This window comes from Blautia intestinalis, from assembly GCF_014297355.1.
Lineage (GTDB): Bacteria > Bacillota > Clostridia > Lachnospirales > Lachnospiraceae > Blautia_A > Blautia_A intestinalis.
In genome coordinates this window covers 17243-34363 of sequence record NZ_JACOQE010000016.1, presented here as the reverse complement: position 1 = coordinate 34363, position 17121 = coordinate 17243, and the positions used below count along the sequence as shown (strand labels likewise).

The following is a 17121-nucleotide window of genomic DNA, read 5'->3' as shown; positions in this document are numbered from 1 at the left end:
TATGTTAACACATCCTGCTCCTCATTCAGTAATCACAACTTACGGAACCGCCTTTATGTATGCAGGATTAAGCAATCACCCCATCAAACAATGAGAACTGATTGGATTGCGGAATATCTCCGAACAATCCCAGGTCATCCATAAGATCAATGACTGTTTTGCTGACTTTTGTCCTGTCTCGAAAATCATCTTTTGACAGGAATTTTCCCAGCTTCGCCGCATCTACCACGGCCTCGGCAGCCTTATCTCCCATACCTTCAATACAGTTCAGTGCCGGCATCAGTTTCCCATCTATGATCTGGAAACGGTTTGCCTTCGCACGATAAAGGTCGATCGGCATAAACTCCAGACCACGCGCATACATTTCCTGCACGATTCGCATATCTTTGATGGTATCCTGTTCTTTCTTTGATGCTGCATCACCTTTCTTACGCAATTCTGCCAGATAAAAATCCAGACGCTCACGTCCCATACACATAGTTTCATAGGAAAATGCCGTTGCACGGATGCTGAAAAATGCAGCATAATATGCCAGTGGTTTAAATACTTTGAACCAGGCAATTCGCCACGCCATCATAACGTATGCCGCAGCATGTGCTTTCGGGAACATGTACTTGATCTTTTTGCACGACCAGATATACCATTCCGGCACATTATGTTCTCTCATAGTTGCTTCCCACTCATCACGAAGCCCCTTACCTTTACGTACAGCCTCCATGATGGTGAACGCGAGACTGCTCTCTACCCCCATACTGATGAGGTAGATCATGATATCATCTCGTGTACAGATTGCGGTAGAAATTGTTGCTTTTCCCTCTTCGATCAGAGTCTGTGCGTTGCCAAGCCATACATCCGTACCATGAGACAGACCTGCAATACGTACAAGGTCAGAAAAATACTTCGGCTTTGTATCAATAAGCATCTGCATCGCAAAATCCGTACCAAACTCAGGCACTCCGAGGCAGCCTAGCTTACAGCCGCCAATATCTTCCGGTTTGATTCCCAATGCCTCCGTACCTGCAAACAAAGACATAACTTCTTTGCTGTCCAGAGGAACATCCCTGGCACTTAAGCCTGTAAGATCCTCCAGCATACGAATCATTGTCGGATCATCGTGTCCGAGAATATCAAGCTTCAGAAGGTTTCCGTCAATGGAATGATAGTCAAAATGTGTCGTGATGATATCACTGTTTTCGTCATTTGCCGGATGCTGTACAGGAGTAAATTTCTCAATTTCCTCCCCTACCGGAAGAACAATGATACCGCCTGGGTGCTGTCCTGTCGTTCTTCGGATACCCGTGCATCCCTGTACGATACGGTTGATCTCACAATAACGTTTATGCTGCCCGCGTTCTTCATAATAATTTTTCACATAACCGAATGCTGTTTTTTCTGCAAGTGTGCCGATGGTTCCTGCCTTGAATGTCTGACCCTTGCCGAAAATAACCTCCGTATAACGATGGGCATTTGCCTGATATTCACCGGAGAAATTCAGGTCAATATCAGGCTCTTTATCACCCTTAAATCCAAGGAACGTTTCAAAAGGAATGTCGAATCCCTCTTTATTCATCTTTGTTCCACATTTCGGGCAGACACGATCCGGCATATCGCATCCCGCCATACCACCGAATTTTTTTACGTCCGGTGAATCAAAATCACTGTATTTGCAATTCGGACAGAGATAATGTGGCGGCAGCGGATTTACTTCTGTAATACCGGACATAGTTGCTGCAAGTGAAGAACCTACAGATCCTCGTGAGCCTACCAGATATCCGTCTTCGTTGGATTTCCAAACCAGTTTCTGCGCAATAATGTACATAACTGCGTAACCATTTGAAATAATGGAATGAAGTTCTTTATTCAATCGGTCTTCTACGATCTGAGGAAGTACTTCTCCATACATCTCATGTGCTTTATTAAAACAGATATCCTTCAGATCCTGATCGGAGTTCTCAATGACCGGAGGATACTTGTCCGGATGAATCGGCGATATCTTCTCGATCATATCGGCAATTTTGTTTGTATTTGTGATGACAACTTCTTCTGCCTTTTCACTTCCGAGATACGAAAATTCTTCCAGCATTTCTTCCGTCGTGCGCAGATACAGCGGAGCCTGATTATCTGCATCAGAAAAACCATTTCCGGCCATAATAATGCGGCGGTAAATTTCATCCTCCGGATCCATAAAATGCACATCGCAGGTTGCGACAACCGGTTTTTTAAACTGATCACCCAGTTTGACGATTTTTTTATTGATCTCGATCAGGTCTTCATTGGACTGAATACGGTCATTCTTTTCATCTGCCAGCATAAATGCATTGTTTCCGAGCGGCTGGATTTCCAGATAATCGTAGAAATTTACAAGTCTTGCAATCTCAGGTTCCGGTGCATTTCGAAGAATTGCCTGATACAGTTCCCCTGCTTCACAGGCACTTCCGATCAGAAGCCCGTCCCTGTGTTCCAGAAACAGACTCTTCGGTACACGCGGACGACGACGGTAATATTTCAGATGCGACTGGCTCACAAGCTTATACAAATTAATTCGCCCTGTCTCATTTCTTGCCAGAATGATTGCATGATAAGTCGGCAGTTTCTTGATCGTGTTGACTGATACGTTTCCCTGCCGGTTCAACGCATCCACATCATAAATATCACGTTCTTTCAGCATTTCCACGAAACGTACAAAAATCTCCGCAGTACATGCCGCATCGTCAACCGCTCTGTGATGATGATCCAGTGATACTCCGACTGCTTTGGCAACCGTATCCAGTTTAAAACGGTTCAGCGCCGGCAGAAGGAAACGCGCCATACCAACTGTATCGACATATGTATACTCCTGAGGCAGTCCCTGTCTTTTGCAGTTTTCGATAATAAAGCTCATATCAAAGTCCGCATTGTGTGCTACCATAACCGCACCTTCACAGAATTCCAGAAACTTCGGAAGTATTGTCCGAATATCCGGTGCATCCATAACCATAGAATCATTGATGCTTGTCAGCTGCTCTATTCTGTACGGAATCGGTACTTTCGGATTTACAAATGTTGAAAAACGGTCTGTGATCACTCCGTTTTCCACACGGACCGCACCGATTTCAATGATCTGGCATGTCAGCGGTGAGAATCCGGTTGTCTCAATATCAAATACAACGAATTTCCCGTCTATTGACTGTCCTTTGCTGTTGGTCACGATACCTTTCAGGTCATCAACCAGATAAGCTTCCATTCCGTAAAGAACTTTGAAATCGGATTCCTTCGGTACACACCCGCCCCATGCATCAAAACAGTGATTCGCCTCAGGGAAGGCCTGTACGACACCATGGTCTGTGATCGCAATTGCCTTATGGCCCCACTCATAAGCACGTTTTACCAGGTCTTTTGCCGTGGTAACACCATCCATATCACTCATCTTTGTATGGCAGTGCAGTTCCACACGCTTCTGCGGACTGGTATCCATTCTTGTACTGCGAAAATCTGCAATCTTTTTGATCCCGGAAATGGAACCTACTGTAAGCTCACTGTCAAAACGGTCGATTGTCGTGACACCTTTAAATTTCAGAAAGGCACCCTTCTTCACAGATTCCGTTATCTCCGGTACCTGTTCGTTACGCAGAAACATCTTGATCACGATGGAATCTGTAAAGTCCGTCACAGGAAAAATAAGAATTGTTTTTTCGTTACGGATTTCTCTTGCTTCCACATCCATAACCTGACCACGGATAATAACTTCTCCCATCTCACCTGTGATGGATTCCAGATCGATCGTATCGCCTTCAAAATCTCTTCCATACACCACATCCGGATTGCTGTCCCTGCGGAAACCGCCATGAAAATCTCCTCGTGCACCTTTCTTTTCGAAAGTTTTCTGTTTCTGATCCGTTTTACTTTTTGCCTCTGCTTTTTTGCTGTCCTTTTTGTCCGCTGCGGCTTCTTCCGTCTTTTCTTCCTGTGTCTCTTCCGGGGTAAGTTTTGCATGTTTCAAGACATTTGCAACCTCCTGGCGGATCTGCAGTGCTGCATTCTTGCGGTACTTACTTTCCTCCGCCTCCACAAACTGCAAATTGATCTTAAGATTCATTCCACAGCGCTCGCAGAAAACTTTCTGCAGATACTCCACGAGAATCTCACTTTTTTCTCTGGAAATCACAGAATCGGGAAGTGTCAGATCCATCTGTTCATCAGACGGAAAACTGATCTGCGAACGTTTGAACAGATTGTACTCAAGCATATTATAGTTCTTCAGTTCTATTTCCATGCTGGAACGGTAAACATCCAGAAAATTCGCCGGAGAATACTGTTTTGACAAATGGAACCGTTCGATCACTGTCACCTGCATTTCCAGCCCTGCAAAAAACTGTCGTTCAATCTGGTTTTCCAGTGCCATGATATATTTCTTATGGATCCAGCGCTCACTGTGGATATATACCCACAGTCTGGTTTTTGCCGGATTGCAGGCTACTCTCGAAACAGTAACCATCTCAAGCCATTCCTGCAGCTGGTCTTTTACTTTTAGGTTGGGAAATACATCGAAAAATTCTTTTTCCACGTTTTATGCCTCTCTTTATGCTTCCCAGTGGAGCAGTTCCTCGCGAAGTGTGTCCAGAAGCTGCTCTTCCGGTACCTTCTTTACGATTTTTCCTTTTTTGATAAGAAGTCCCACACCGACTCCGCCTGCGATTCCGATATCTGCTTCTTTTGCCTCTCCCGGACCGTTTACTACACAGCCCATGACAGCAACCTTGATGTCCAGCTGAATATCCTGTACCATCGCCTCAACCTGATTTGCCAGTCCGATCAGATCAATACGTGTACGTCCACAGGTCGGACAGGAAACGACTTCAATGCCTCCCTTACGCAGTCCAAGTGTCTTAAGGATTCGTTTCGCGGATTTGATTTCTTCCAGCGGTGCACCTGTCAGAGAAACACGGATCGTATCGCCGATTCCCTGTGACAGAATAATCCCCAGGCCTACTGCTGATTTGATATTTCCGGAATAAAGAGTTCCTGCCTCTGTAATTCCCACATGAAGCGGATGATCTGTCTTTTCGGCAATCAGCTCATGCGCTTTGGCGCACATCATAACATCAGAAGATTTGATACTGATCACCAGATTATCATAACCCATTTCTTCGATAATACGAACTTTGTCCAGTGCACTTTCCACAAGACCTTCTGCAGTCACACCATGATATTTTTCTACAAGTTCTTTCTCGAGAGAACCGCTGTTTACACCAACACGGATCGGAATGTTGCGTTCTTTTGCCACATTCACAACCGCCTGAATACGGTCTGTACTTCCGATATTTCCCGGGTTGATACGTATCTTATCGGCACCGTTTTCCATTGCTGCAATTGCAAGACGATAATCAAAATGAATATCTGCAACCAGTGGAATATGAATCTGTTTTTTGATTTCTTTTAAAGCCTGTGCTGCTTCCATCGTCGGTACGGCGCAGCGGATGATATCACATCCGGCAGCTTCAAGTTCCAGAATCTGACGCACAGTTGCCTCTACATCTTCTGTTTTTGTGTTTGTCATAGACTGAATCAGAATCGGATTTCCTCCGCCGATCTTTTTATCTCCTATCTGCACAACTTTTGTATGATCACGATACATAATCTTCTCTCCTTTTAGCGAAAAAGCGGAGCTGTCTATACCAAACAGCCCCCTCTTATCCATATATCAGTGCTGGATCTCCAGCAGTTTTACTTTCAGGTCATTCTCCATCTTAAGCATTTCTGCCTCGGCAGCCTGCCGTTTCTCTCTGCCTTCTCTCTGGATTTTCATCACATCATCCAGTGTCTGGATCAGGTCTGCATTTGTCTTCTGTAAAGTTTCCATATCAACAATACCACGCTCGGATTCTTTTGCAGTCTCCACGGATGCCATATGAAGTTTCTCTGCATTTTTGCGAAGCAGTTCATTCGTAAGATCAGATACCTGACTCTGTGCCCCGGCAGCCTCTGTGGAATGTGCAATACCAAGCGCAAGCACCATCTGGCTTTTCCAGAGCGGGATAGTGTTGACCAACGTTGTCTGGATTTTTTCTGCCATCATTGTATCGTTGTTCTGCACCAGACGGATCTGCGGTGCTGTCTGAAGCGAAATCATTCTGGTAAGTTCCAGATCATGAAGTTTCTTTTCGAATCTGGCACATTTGCTGTCCAGATCTTTTGCTGCCTGTGCATCTTCCGGAAGGCCGGTTATCTTTGCTTTCTCTTCCAGTTCTTTAAGCTTTCCGTCCCTCATTCTGGAAAGGCTTAACTTGCCTGCCTGAATGTACATGGACAGTTCCTTGAAATACAAAAGGTTCTGTTCATACATCTTATCCATCATCGCAGAATCCTTAAGGAGACGCACCTGATGCTGCTCCAGTGTCTCAGAAATCTTCTCGACATTTGCCTCTGCTTTGTCATATCTGTTTTTCAGAGTTTCAATCTTGTTGGCCTGTTTCTTAAAGAAGCCGAACAGACCCTTTTCTTCTTCCGCGTCAAAACCCTTTAATTCTCCGACTACTCCGGTCAAAAGATCTCCTACCTCGCCGAGATCCTGTGAACGTACATTTTTCAGTGCTTCATCAGAAAAATCAGCCATCTTCTTCTGTGTTCCGGCTCCATACTGCATAACCTGTGTCAGATTTTCCAGATCGATCTTTCCTGCAAAATCTTCAACCATCTGCTGTTCTTCCGGTGTAAGAACAGTCTGTGCCATCTTCTGCTGTACCGGATTCATTTCCTGCGTAACCTCCATCAGCTGTACCTGTACTTCCGGTTCTTTTTCCTGTTCCATGACAAGTTCCGGCTCCAGTGTCAGCGACGGCATTCCTGTTTCTGCCTGCTTCATTTCATCACCCATAACGTTTTCCCTCTCATTTTCTGTGTGTCGTATATCCTTGCTGCTTTTATTTTGAATTGCTTAAATTACTTTTTCTCAAAATCATTTTCTGTCAGCCCCTCCTGTGCAAGCATGGTATGCAGGACGGAAATATCACTTGAAACATCCCAGGCCGTATCCTGAAATACAGAATCCAGAAGTTTTGCAAATGCTTCGTTCAATGTATCCAGAGTATCCTCAATTTCTTTCTTTGAGGCTCGGATCGTCTCGCCCTGAATCGGCTGTCTGTCCATATCTTCATAAGCATCCAGAAGTTTCACTGTCATCGGCAGGTAATAATCCATCATCTTTTTGAGATCCGGAATGATCTCCGGGTGCTCCTCTGCTCTCTGGAAAATCTGCTCTACGATCTGTTCCATTTTGGCAATTTTGGCCGAAATCTCCTCTCCCGGAATCGCATCATTACTTGCATGGATTTTCTTAATATATGCTTCACCCTTATCAAGGACTTCCTGCACCTGAGGATTGATCCGGCTCTGTTTTTCACTCTCCCGCATTCTCTTCTGCGCTTCCTCGGCACTGCGCTGTTCCAGAGCCTTCTGCGTTTCTTCATACTGTCTGTAGGTCTCATTGCTTGTGATAAGGCAGGTCTCTTTCATATCTGTTCTGCCTTCCGGGAACCAGTTCTTCGCGATCATATAGTGAATATCTTTTTTGACCGATTTTATGCTTCTGCCCGCTGTTCTCGCCAGATCTTCAAAACTACAATATGTTTTGTATCCCAGTGCTTTTTTGTATTTATGGAAACGTTTCAGTCTTCCAAGACCTGTGCATCCACTGCCGATCATCCCGACTCCTGCAAGCGTACCGATCAGCGTCACAACTGTGGAACCGACACCTCCGTGTCCCATGACTGCCTGCAGGATCTGCACCGTCAAAAGCCCTATCGCCATGCTTCCGGAAAGAATTCCTCCAAATACGATCAGTAAGATATCCTTTACTTTTTCTCCACCGGTATTACCATAAAGCTCCGGATGCATTTCTGTATTTTCGACAGTTCCCCGTACTTTCTGTGCCTGTGCTCCGGTATACGATTTATGATATCCGGCTTTCTCCGGGTGTTCTTTCTGATATTGCTTCAGGGTACTGTTTACCATCCTTGTGATCGACTGGTTCAATTCCTGATAATTGCTTGTTTTGACCGCATTTTCTATTGTTGTCTGAACTTCACGGACCTTCTGCTCTACAAAGCTGAAATCCGGTCCATTGTCATAAGATTTTTTGTCCATGCCATCCTCCTGTAAACTATTTCTTATTATACAAAAATACGGACAAAAAAACAAGGTACAGGAAAGCGTCCTGCACCTTGTCTTGAATTGAAGTTACTGTTCACTCCGTTCACAGCAACTAATTGCATACATAATAACTTATTCGATAACTTTGATCCATCCTTCCGGAGCTTCGATGCGTCCCATCTGGATTCCGGTAAGTGTCTCGTAAAGTTTCTTTGTTGTCGGTCCCATTTCTTCCATTCCGCTTGGGAAACAGATTTCTTTGCCGTGGTCTACGATCTTTCCGACCGGAGAGATAACTGCTGCAGTACCGCAAAGTCCACATTCTGCGAAATCTTTTACTTCGTCCAGATATACTTCACGTTCTTCGACTTTCAGTCCGAGATAATGTTCTGCAACATAGATCAGCGAACGGCGTGTAATAGATGGAAGAATACTGTTGGACTTCGGTGTTACAACGGTGTTGTCCTTTGTAACAAAGATGAAGTTTGCTCCACCTGTCTCTTCAACTTTTGTTCTTGTAGCAGAATCAAGATACATATTTTCGTCATAACCCTGACGATGTGCATCCATGATTGCATGAAGGCTCATTGCATAGTTCAGACCGGCTTTGATGTGTCCTGTTCCATGCGGTGCGGCACGGTCAAAATCTGTAACACGGATCGTGATCGGTTTTGCACCGCCCTTGAAATACGGTCCAACCGGTGTGGTAAGGATACGGAACTGATATTCATCAGCCGGTTTTACGCCGATAACAGGGTTGCTTCCGAACATGTACGGACGTACATAAAGTGTTGCCCCTGAGCCGTATGGCGGTACATAAGCTTCATTTGCTTTGATTGTCTGTACGACAGCATCAACGAAACGATCTTCCGGGAATGCCGGCATTTCCAGTCTTTTTGCAGAATTTGCAAGGCGCTCTGCGTTGAGGTCCGGACGGAATGTTACGATATGTCCGTCTTCTGTTGTGTAGGCTTTCATACCTTCAAATACAGTCTGTGCATACTGGAATACACATGCACACTCATTCAGTGTAACGTTCGGATCTGTGGTCAGAGTTCCTTCGTCCCATTTACCATCTTTGAAGTTGGCAACATAACGATAATCTGTCGGAATATAGCCGAATCCGATGCTGCCCCAGTCAATGTTCTTTTTTTCCATAATATATCTTCCTCCATTCGTATGGATATCTTTGCTACCCATTTTAGCACTTTATTGTGGTGACTTCAATGTGAAAATCACAGAGAAAAAGATTTATTTTACTCTTTCATATTTTACGAAGGAATATTCCAGATCAAAGTAGGTCTGTTCGTCACTCTCGGCAGTGATCTTCCATTCCGGCATCCCATCAAGATTCGGGAAATAACTGTCTGCCTCATATCCGAAGTCAATCTTTGTCACATGGGCGGTATCGCAGTACGGAAGAAGCTGCTTGTATACGCTGTCCCCGCCGATACAGTACACTTCCTCAGACGGATATTTCTTAATTTCCTCAAGAAGTTCCTCAATTGTATGAACGATGATCGCATCTTTCACTTTGTAATTTTTGTTTCCGGTAAGCACGATATTGGTTCTGTTTTTCAACGGAAGACCATTCGGAAAACTTTCCAGTGTCTTACGTCCCATAACAACCACTTTACCGGTAGTTTCCTGGCGAAACATCTTCATATCTGCCGGAATGCTTACCAGAAGTTTGTTGTCTTTGCCGATTGCCCAGTTTTTATCTGCTGCTACGATAATATTCATTTTAATGTTCCTTTCTCAAAGTAAGTTTCTCCCCGATCTGCATGTTTCAGACCGCGATCGGAATATTTTTGATCTGTGGCCAGGTCTGATAATTTTCTACGATCAGATCATCTGTTGTAAAATCATAAAAATTTTTGATTTCCGGATTCAGTCTCACGGTCGGTGCCGGATACGGTGTACGGCTGATCAATTCTTTGATCACCGGTACATGGCGGTCATAAATATGACAGTCTGCAATTACATGTACAAGCTCACCTGCTTCCATGCCGCATACCTGCGCGATCATCATCAGAAGGATGGAATACTGGCATACATTCCAGTTGTTTGCTGCCAGAATATCCTGTGAACGCTGATTCAGCACCGCATTCAATGTAAGTTTATCTTTTCCCGGTTCTTTCGTCACATTAAAAGTCATGGAATATGCACATGGATACAGATTCATCTCATGAAGATCCTGATGCACATAAATATTGGTCATAATGCGACGGCTGTACGGGTTATTTTTCAGATCGTATAATACACGGTCTACCTGATCCATCATACCTTCTTTGTACTGATGTTTTACCTGTAACTGGTAGCCATATGCCTTGCCGATCGAACCATTTTCGTCTGCCCAGCTGTCCCAGATATGGCTGTGCAGATCATGGATATTATTAGATTTTTTCTGCCAGATCCATAAAATTTCGTCCATTGCACTTTTCAGAGCTGTCTTGCGCAGAGTCAGCGCCGGAAATTCTTCGCGCAGATCATAGCGGTTCACCACGCCAAATCGTTTGATCGTATATGCCGGTGTGCCGTCCTCCCATACTGGACGTACTTTCTCGCCTTCTGTACTTGTCCCGTTTTCTATTACATCTTTACACATATTAATAAAAGTAACATCTGCTAAACTCATTCTACTTCTCCCTTCATTTCCCCATCATATAGATTTATATTCTCCAGATCCGCTTTCGTTCCCGGCTCTGTACCATTTCCGTATAAATTATAACACATCACAGCATAAGATGCACCTTCTGAAAAATCCAGCGCATCATAGATATTCATCTTTTTTCCTGACATTCTTTTTTGACACTGTTTTCTTTCATTTTACCACCTATCGTTTTTTCTGTGAACCTCCATATTCATTTAAAAACCATTGTATTTTTCAACATTTTGTCATTTTTTCCTATCTTTACTTTTTTCTGGAGCCATGCTATATTAAAACCCATGAAAATACTGATTACACTTTTGAAACCCTTATCTTTTCTTCCTGCGCTTCTTATGATGTATCTGATCTTTTCATTCTCGGCCCAGACCGGGGAGGTGTCTGGGGAATTAAGTTACAAAATCAGCTATAAGATTGTAGAAGTCAAGAACGAGGTTTTACACGAAAACAAGGATTCTTATGAATTAAGCTATGAAGCAGACAATATTCATTTTTATGTAAGAAAAGCAGCGCATATGACTGAATATTTCCTTCTGGCCGTAGCAGTTTCTTTCCCGCTTTACGTTTATCGTATCCGCGGCATCTGGCTGTTCCTTCTTGCCGGCATCTTCTGTGTCGGTTTTGCCGGACTCGACGAATACCACCAGTCCTTTGTCGGCGGCCGTGGTCCGTCTGTCAGGGATGTTTGCATTGACAGCTCAGGTGCATTGATCGGGATCATTCTGGTTCAGCTGTTTTGCTGGTCCTCCTTACATACACCCGGTTCTTCTTCACGCAAACGTAAAAAAAATCGCAAAAAGCGCCGCAGATCCTGATTCTGCGACGCTTTTTCTTATCTATAAGAATCTCTGTCGATATTCTTATTCTTCTTTTTCTGTATCGGCCTGTGTTTCTGTCTCTTCAGAATCATCCAGACCTCCCGCAAGTCTTGCACGGTCTGCAATACTCATGGTTTTCTTTTCTTCTGCCGGCTGTGTTTTCCTGATGATCTGTGCCTGTGCTTCCTGCTCTGCATGTTTTTCTTTCTCACGACGAAGATAATTTCTTCCACCGACAAAAAGCATTACAGCACCGACAACGATAAATGCGGCACCTGCTGCAAAAAATCCCCAGCTTCCGCCCTCAACTCCATCCAGCACATTTTTACAGAGCCGATATCCTGTATACAAAAGATAGCATCCTGCCAGGATCATAAGTATCATACTTCTGGTCGGTACTTCCTGTTTCTTTTTTTCCTGCGGAGCTTCACCGGAAGTCGTCACTTCTGTCTCCTGCTCTGTCATTTTATCCTGTTCACTCATTATGTCTCTCCTTTTTCTCTGCCTTGGTCTCTGTTTCTGCCTCTGTCTTTTCCTTCTCAGGCTTACTTTCTTCTGCGATGACCGGTTCTTTTTCTTTTGCCAGACGACCGTAAATTCTGGTTACTTCTCTCATATGGTACAGTGTTGTCTCGGAAATCTGGTTCTTTGTAAGTCTCCATTTCCAGTTGTCACCAAGTGTAGACGGTGCATTCATACGTGCTTCATTGCCAAGACACAGATAATCCTGAATCGGGATGATTGCAAGTTCTGCCACACTTGACAATGCCGTACGGATCAGCGCCCATACACAGTCATTAACCGGCTGTTCATAACAATTTATGTACTCTCTGACAAATTTCAGATCATGTCCCTGAAGGTTTTCGAGCCAGCCTTTTGTTGTTTCATTATCATGTGTTCCTGTATAAACGACACAGTTGCTGTCATATTTATATGGAAGATAACTGCTGTCCTCACTTCCATCAAAAGCAAACTGCAATACTTTCATTCCCGGGAATCCACTTTCTTTCAGCATTTCCAGAACACTTTCTGTAAGGAATCCAAGATCCTCGGCAATCACGCGCAGCTCCTTGATTTCTTTATGCAAAGCGCGGAACAGCTCCATCCCCGGTCCCTTTTCCCATTCACCGTTTTCGGCAGTCTCATCCCCATACGGGATTGCATAATACTCATCAAATCCGCGAAAATGATCAATACGCACAACATCATAAAGCTTCAGACTGTGGCTCATTCGCTGAACCCACCAGCCATAATTGTCTTTTTTCAGTTTTTTCCAGTCATACAGAGGATTTCCCCAAAGCTGTCCGCTCTCAGAAAATGCATCCGGCGGACATCCCGCAACGGCTTTTGGATTATAGTCTTCATCAAACTGGAGCATCTCCGGATTTGCCCATGCGTCTGAGCTGTCCAATGCTACATAAATCGGTACATCTCCGATGATCTGAATGCCTTTCTCGTTGGCATATTCTTTAAGTTTGTTCCACTGCGTGGTAAAGCAATACTGCTGAAAGCTGTAGAATCCGACTTCTTCTGCCAGTTCTTTCTCCGCTTCTTTTACGGCTTTTGAATGGCGGTCTTTTAATTCTTCCGGCCAGTCGATCCAGCACTTGCCATTCTGAGCATTCTTGATTGCCATAAACAGGCAGTAATCCAGAAGCCAGTCTTTTTCTTTTTTCAAAAATACCATATAATCCGGATCATTTTTTAAATCAGCTCTTTCATATGCTTTACGGAGCAGTTTGTAACGGGACAGATACATCTTCTCATAATCAACATAGGATTCACTTCCGCCCCAGTCACAGCTTTCACATTCTTCTTTTGTCAGTAATTTCTTATCAATCAAAGTCTCCAGATCAATAAAATACGGGTTTCCTGCAAATGTGGACACTGACTGATACGGAGAATCCCCATATCCGGTCGGTCCCAGCGGAAGGATCTGCCAGTACTGCTGTCCGGCCATCTTCAGCTGATCTACAAAATCATAGGCCTCCTTTGAAAAACATCCGATTCCATACTTTGACGGAATACTGGATATTCCCATCAAAATGCCGCTTGCTCTCATTTTATCTCCTCCAAATCTGGTAAATATTCACAAAAATATAACTGTTCAGTACCCTCACAGTTACGAGTCAAAATGCATTCCAAATCACCTTCGGTGATGGCATTTTGCCTTATAGGTCTCGGGATTTTGGCAAAAAACATGCCAAAACGCCTCGCGGGATACTACCTTCTGAATAATTACACAAAAATCATTATACCAGAATTGTTGCTATTTTAAAATCCTTTTTTCTTTATGTAGACAGCAATATCCTTCCAGACTTTTTCGTGATCTTTTTCATTCAGGATTTCATGTCTCATGCCCGGATACAGTTTGCCCCTGACATCCAGATAACCGGCTCTTCTCATCGCATGAACCGCCCCTGCAAACTTACGTACATTACCAAGGCACGGATCTTCGGCTCCACTGATAAAAAGAATTGGCATTTTCGGTCTGGTACATCTCCACCGATGAACATCATATGCCTTTTTCATCAGATCAAACAAGGCCAGATATGCATCATCTGTAAAAGTAAATCCGCATAAATCTGATTCGGTATATGCTTTATAAACTTCCGGATCCGAACAGATCCACGAATTTCTGTTCCCTTCGCCGCGGAATTTCATTGCATATGCGCCAAGTGACATTGCCTCAAGCAGTTTACTTTTATGATGCGCACCCAGAACTCTGCCTTCAACACGGGCAATCGCCTTACCGAGCGGTCTCGCTTTGTTTTTACTCGGAGAACCGCAGACGATCAGCATATCGATACAGTCATCATGTTCTGCTGCAAAAGCACGAACCGCCAGAGATCCCATGCTGTGCCCGAACAAAATCACCGGGAGGTCCGGAAAATGTCTGTGTATTTCTTTATTTACTGTCTCGATATCCTGAAGCATTGCCTCTGCTCCGCCACCGTACATATATCCCAGATCATCCGGATTCTTCACGCTCTTTCCATGTCCGCGATGATCATGAATAACTGTTATGTACCCTTTTTCCGCCAGATATTCCATAAAAGGAATATAGCGTTCTTTATGCTCGCTCATTCCATGAACCAGCTGAATCACTGCTCTGTACTCTGTCTTTTCTTCCGGCATGATGCATAATGCAGAAATTTCCAGTCCGTCCGCCTCAGACAAAAATGCGCCTTCCTGTTTTCTTATCATGTTTTTTCCTCCACGGTTTTATCGGTAGTTTCTTATATATTATTAGTCTTCATTGTAGAGTGGGGAATTGACCTTGTCAAGCAATGCAGGCTTCTGTTATAATGAAATTTGTACAAATAGAACACTTTTTAACCTGAACTTCATAAGGAGGAAATATGGATACAAACAATCAGGAATTTTATGAGGATGAGGAAGTGCAGGAAATTCCAGTCCGAAAGAAAAAGAAGAAAAAAGGACTGATCATCTTTCTGGTCATCCTTATTCTGGTAATCGCGGGCAGCGCCGGATATTACTTCTACGAACGTCAGAAACCAATTGAAACTACAAAAGATTATCTCGAAAACATGCGCGCAATGAATTTTGACGGCATGAAGGCTCTTCTGCAGAGTAATGATATGTCCGCACTCGATGACGCTGACATCACAAGTAATGCCTACACCTCATTTTTCAAAAAAATCAACGAAAAAATGAGCTACAAGATCACAAAGACAAGCTTCCACATCCAGAACGGAACCGCTTCTGTAACTGCACATATCCGCTACCTTGACGGTGCTGACATTTACAAAGAAACCATTACAGAGTTTTTGAAACAGATCGTTTCCACCGCATTTTCAGGATCAACACTTACCGAAGAAGAAACCGAGCAGAAACTTGCTGCCCTGCTCGAAGAGAAATCTTCTACTGTAGAAGACAAATTTACTGAAACTGACATTACTTACCCGGTAATTGAAGCTGACGGTCAGTGGAAAATCGTTGCCCTTGATGCCGATACTGTAAGAGTCATGTCTGCAAACTTTACCAACGTACAGGATGAGATTGACCAGTCCCTTGCGGGTCTGAACAATCCTGACGCAGCAGCCGAAAGTGCAACTCCGAGCAGTACAACAAGCATAGATATGGAAAATGATCATTTCACACTGAAACTTACTCAGTTCCGTATCGCACAGGAAATCGACGACAGCAACTGCCTGATGCTCTACTGTGATTACACCAACAACAGCAGTTCCACTTCAAGCGCACTTGTCGATGTACAGCTATCTGCATCGCAGAACGGAGAAAAGCTTTCTCCTGCAGTACCCAAAGAAGATGATCCGGCGATCAACAACTACATTGCAGAAGTTGAACCCGGCAATACCGTAACGATCTGTTACGCATTTTCTCTGAATGATAAATCCGATGTCACACTGGAGGCATCTGAAGCTTTTGCATTCGGAGACGGCAACGTCACCTCACAGACAATCAAATTACAGTAAAATAAATTTTCAGCACAAAAATTCGCAGCAGAAAAATCTGCTGCGAATATTTTTTTGCAATTATGGAATACTAGCACTGTGAAAGGATGGTGACTTATGGGAAATAAATTCTTACAGTATTTTTCACTTACAATTGCCATAATCGGTGCGATCAACTGGGGCCTGATTGGTTTTTTCAATCTGAACCTCGTTGCCCTTCTCTTTGGCAGTATGAGCTGGCTCTCGCGTATTATCTACGGTCTGGTCGGAATCTGCGGTCTGTATCTTCTGTCTTTTTACGGACTGATCGATCAGGACAGAACAACTTCCTGATCAGCAGGACTCCAGAGCCACCTTCATCATATTTTCGAAGGATTCCTGTCTCGCCAGTGAAGAAAGCTCTTCATGTGTCACAAAGGAATCTGAAATTGTCAGAAGGCAGGCTGCATTTTTGCCAAGAAGCTTCGCATTGTGAAACAGTGCGAAGCTTTCCATTTCTACACACTCGCACTGATGTTTCCGATAAAGTTCCCGGAAATCGTCCATATTATCTTCCGCATAAAATACATCAGAGGAATGAACTCTCGCCGGTTTTACCGGGATCTGCAAATTTTCTGCCGTCTCAAGGATCTTTGCATTCAGTTCTTTCGATGGATACATCACATCATCCTGACATCCGTTCTGTACTTTTGCAAAGCTGGATCGGCTCCATGCACTGTCCACAAGAACTACGTCATACACTGCCAGGTGGTCTGTATATGCGCCTGCCGACCCAATACGGATAATATTTTCCACATCATAAAACTTAAACAGTTCATAAGAATAAATCCCCATAGACGGCATGCCCATTCCACTTGCCATTACAGTAAGTTCCTTACCTCTGTACGTTCCGGTATAACCATATGCATTCCGGACTTTATTTACAAGTTTTGCATTCTCCAGAAAGTGCTCGGCTACATACCTTGCACGAAGCGGATCGCCCGGCATGATGACCGTTCCTGCGATTTCCTCTTTTTTTGCTTCAATGTGTGGGGTTGGTATCGGCATATTTCATTCCTCCTTAATTTTA

The 17121-nt window shown here is 43.9% G+C and carries 15 protein-coding genes; 3 read left to right on the top strand and 12 right to left on the bottom strand.

Annotated features, from left to right (window positions below):
- Window positions 1–67: 67 nt before the first annotated feature.
- The 8 genes from H8Z79_RS15750 to H8Z79_RS15715 form a co-directional block, all read right to left on the bottom strand.
- On the bottom strand, window positions 68–4543 hold the full coding sequence (locus H8Z79_RS15750) for a PolC-type DNA polymerase III (protein WP_118041259.1): 4476 nt from the start codon (window positions 4541–4543) through the stop codon (window positions 68–70).
- A gap of 15 nt (window positions 4544–4558) precedes the next feature.
- Window positions 4559–5614, bottom strand: a complete 1056-nt coding sequence (ispG, locus tag H8Z79_RS15745) for a flavodoxin-dependent (E)-4-hydroxy-3-methylbut-2-enyl-diphosphate synthase (protein ID WP_118041257.1) — start codon at window positions 5612–5614, stop codon at window positions 4559–4561.
- Between the two features lie 66 nt (window positions 5615–5680).
- Window positions 5681–6853, bottom strand: coding sequence for a toxic anion resistance protein (locus H8Z79_RS15740; RefSeq protein ID WP_015540850.1), 1173 nt, complete (start codon window positions 6851–6853; stop codon window positions 5681–5683).
- Window positions 6854–6918: 65 nt separating this feature from the next.
- A complete protein-coding gene (locus tag H8Z79_RS15735; RefSeq protein WP_015540849.1) occupies window positions 6919–8121 on the bottom strand; it encodes a 5-bromo-4-chloroindolyl phosphate hydrolysis family protein in 1203 nt (400 codons plus the stop codon).
- 138 nt (window positions 8122–8259) lie between these two features.
- Complete coding sequence (locus tag H8Z79_RS15730; RefSeq protein WP_015540848.1) at window positions 8260–9285, bottom strand: branched-chain amino acid aminotransferase; 1026 nt, start codon at window positions 9283–9285, stop codon at window positions 8260–8262.
- Between the two features lie 93 nt (window positions 9286–9378).
- The gene (locus tag H8Z79_RS15725) at window positions 9379–9870 is read right to left on the bottom strand and encodes a dihydrofolate reductase (protein WP_015540847.1); all 492 of its coding nucleotides are present in this window, start codon (window positions 9868–9870) and stop codon (window positions 9379–9381) included.
- 46 nt (window positions 9871–9916) lie between these two features.
- Window positions 9917–10765 (bottom strand): thymidylate synthase, encoded by an 849-nt coding sequence (gene thyA, locus H8Z79_RS15720; RefSeq protein WP_015540846.1) that lies wholly within the window; start codon window positions 10763–10765, stop codon window positions 9917–9919.
- A complete protein-coding gene (locus H8Z79_RS15715; protein ID WP_015540845.1) occupies window positions 10762–10914 on the bottom strand; it encodes a hypothetical protein in 153 nt (50 codons plus the stop codon). The genes thyA and H8Z79_RS15715 overlap by 4 nt, the downstream gene beginning before the upstream one ends.
- 162 nt (window positions 10915–11076) lie before the next feature.
- Here H8Z79_RS15715 and H8Z79_RS15710 point away from each other — a divergent pair, with 162 nt between their 5' ends.
- Window positions 11077–11610 carry a VanZ family protein gene (locus H8Z79_RS15710; protein WP_015540843.1) on the top strand — a complete coding sequence of 178 codons (534 nt, stop codon included), beginning with the start codon at window positions 11077–11079 and terminating at the stop codon, window positions 11608–11610.
- Between the two features lie 45 nt (window positions 11611–11655).
- On the opposite strand, the gene H8Z79_RS15705 is transcribed toward H8Z79_RS15710, so the two are convergent.
- The 3 genes from H8Z79_RS15705 to H8Z79_RS15695 all read right to left on the bottom strand — a co-directional run bounded on the left by H8Z79_RS15705 (window position 11656) and on the right by H8Z79_RS15695 (window position 14820).
- Complete coding sequence (locus H8Z79_RS15705) at window positions 11656–12096, bottom strand: DUF308 domain-containing protein (RefSeq protein WP_015540842.1); 441 nt, start codon at window positions 12094–12096, stop codon at window positions 11656–11658.
- Window positions 12089–13675: a 4-alpha-glucanotransferase gene (malQ, locus tag H8Z79_RS15700; RefSeq protein WP_015540841.1), complete on the bottom strand. Its 1587-nt coding sequence runs from the start codon at window positions 13673–13675 to the stop codon at window positions 12089–12091. Before malQ ends, H8Z79_RS15705 begins: the two co-directional genes overlap by 8 nt.
- A 212-nt stretch (window positions 13676–13887) precedes the next feature.
- Window positions 13888–14820 (bottom strand): alpha/beta fold hydrolase, encoded by a 933-nt coding sequence (locus H8Z79_RS15695; RefSeq protein WP_015540840.1) that lies wholly within the window; start codon window positions 14818–14820, stop codon window positions 13888–13890.
- Between the two features lie 155 nt (window positions 14821–14975).
- Between H8Z79_RS15695 and H8Z79_RS15690 the strand changes: the two genes are divergently transcribed.
- Window positions 14976–16073 carry a DUF5067 domain-containing protein gene (locus H8Z79_RS15690; protein ID WP_015540839.1) on the top strand — a complete coding sequence of 366 codons (1098 nt, stop codon included), beginning with the start codon at window positions 14976–14978 and terminating at the stop codon, window positions 16071–16073.
- Window positions 16074–16169: 96 nt separating this feature from the next.
- Window positions 16170–16385, top strand: a complete 216-nt coding sequence (locus tag H8Z79_RS15685; protein ID WP_015540838.1) for a DUF378 domain-containing protein — start codon at window positions 16170–16172, stop codon at window positions 16383–16385.
- Here the strand turns inward: H8Z79_RS15685 and deoD are convergent, their stop codons facing one another.
- Window positions 16386–17099 carry a purine-nucleoside phosphorylase gene (deoD, locus tag H8Z79_RS15680; RefSeq protein ID WP_015540837.1) on the bottom strand — a complete coding sequence of 238 codons (714 nt, stop codon included), beginning with the start codon at window positions 17097–17099 and terminating at the stop codon, window positions 16386–16388. It abuts the gene before it with no gap.
- Window positions 17100–17121: the final 22 nt, after the last annotated feature.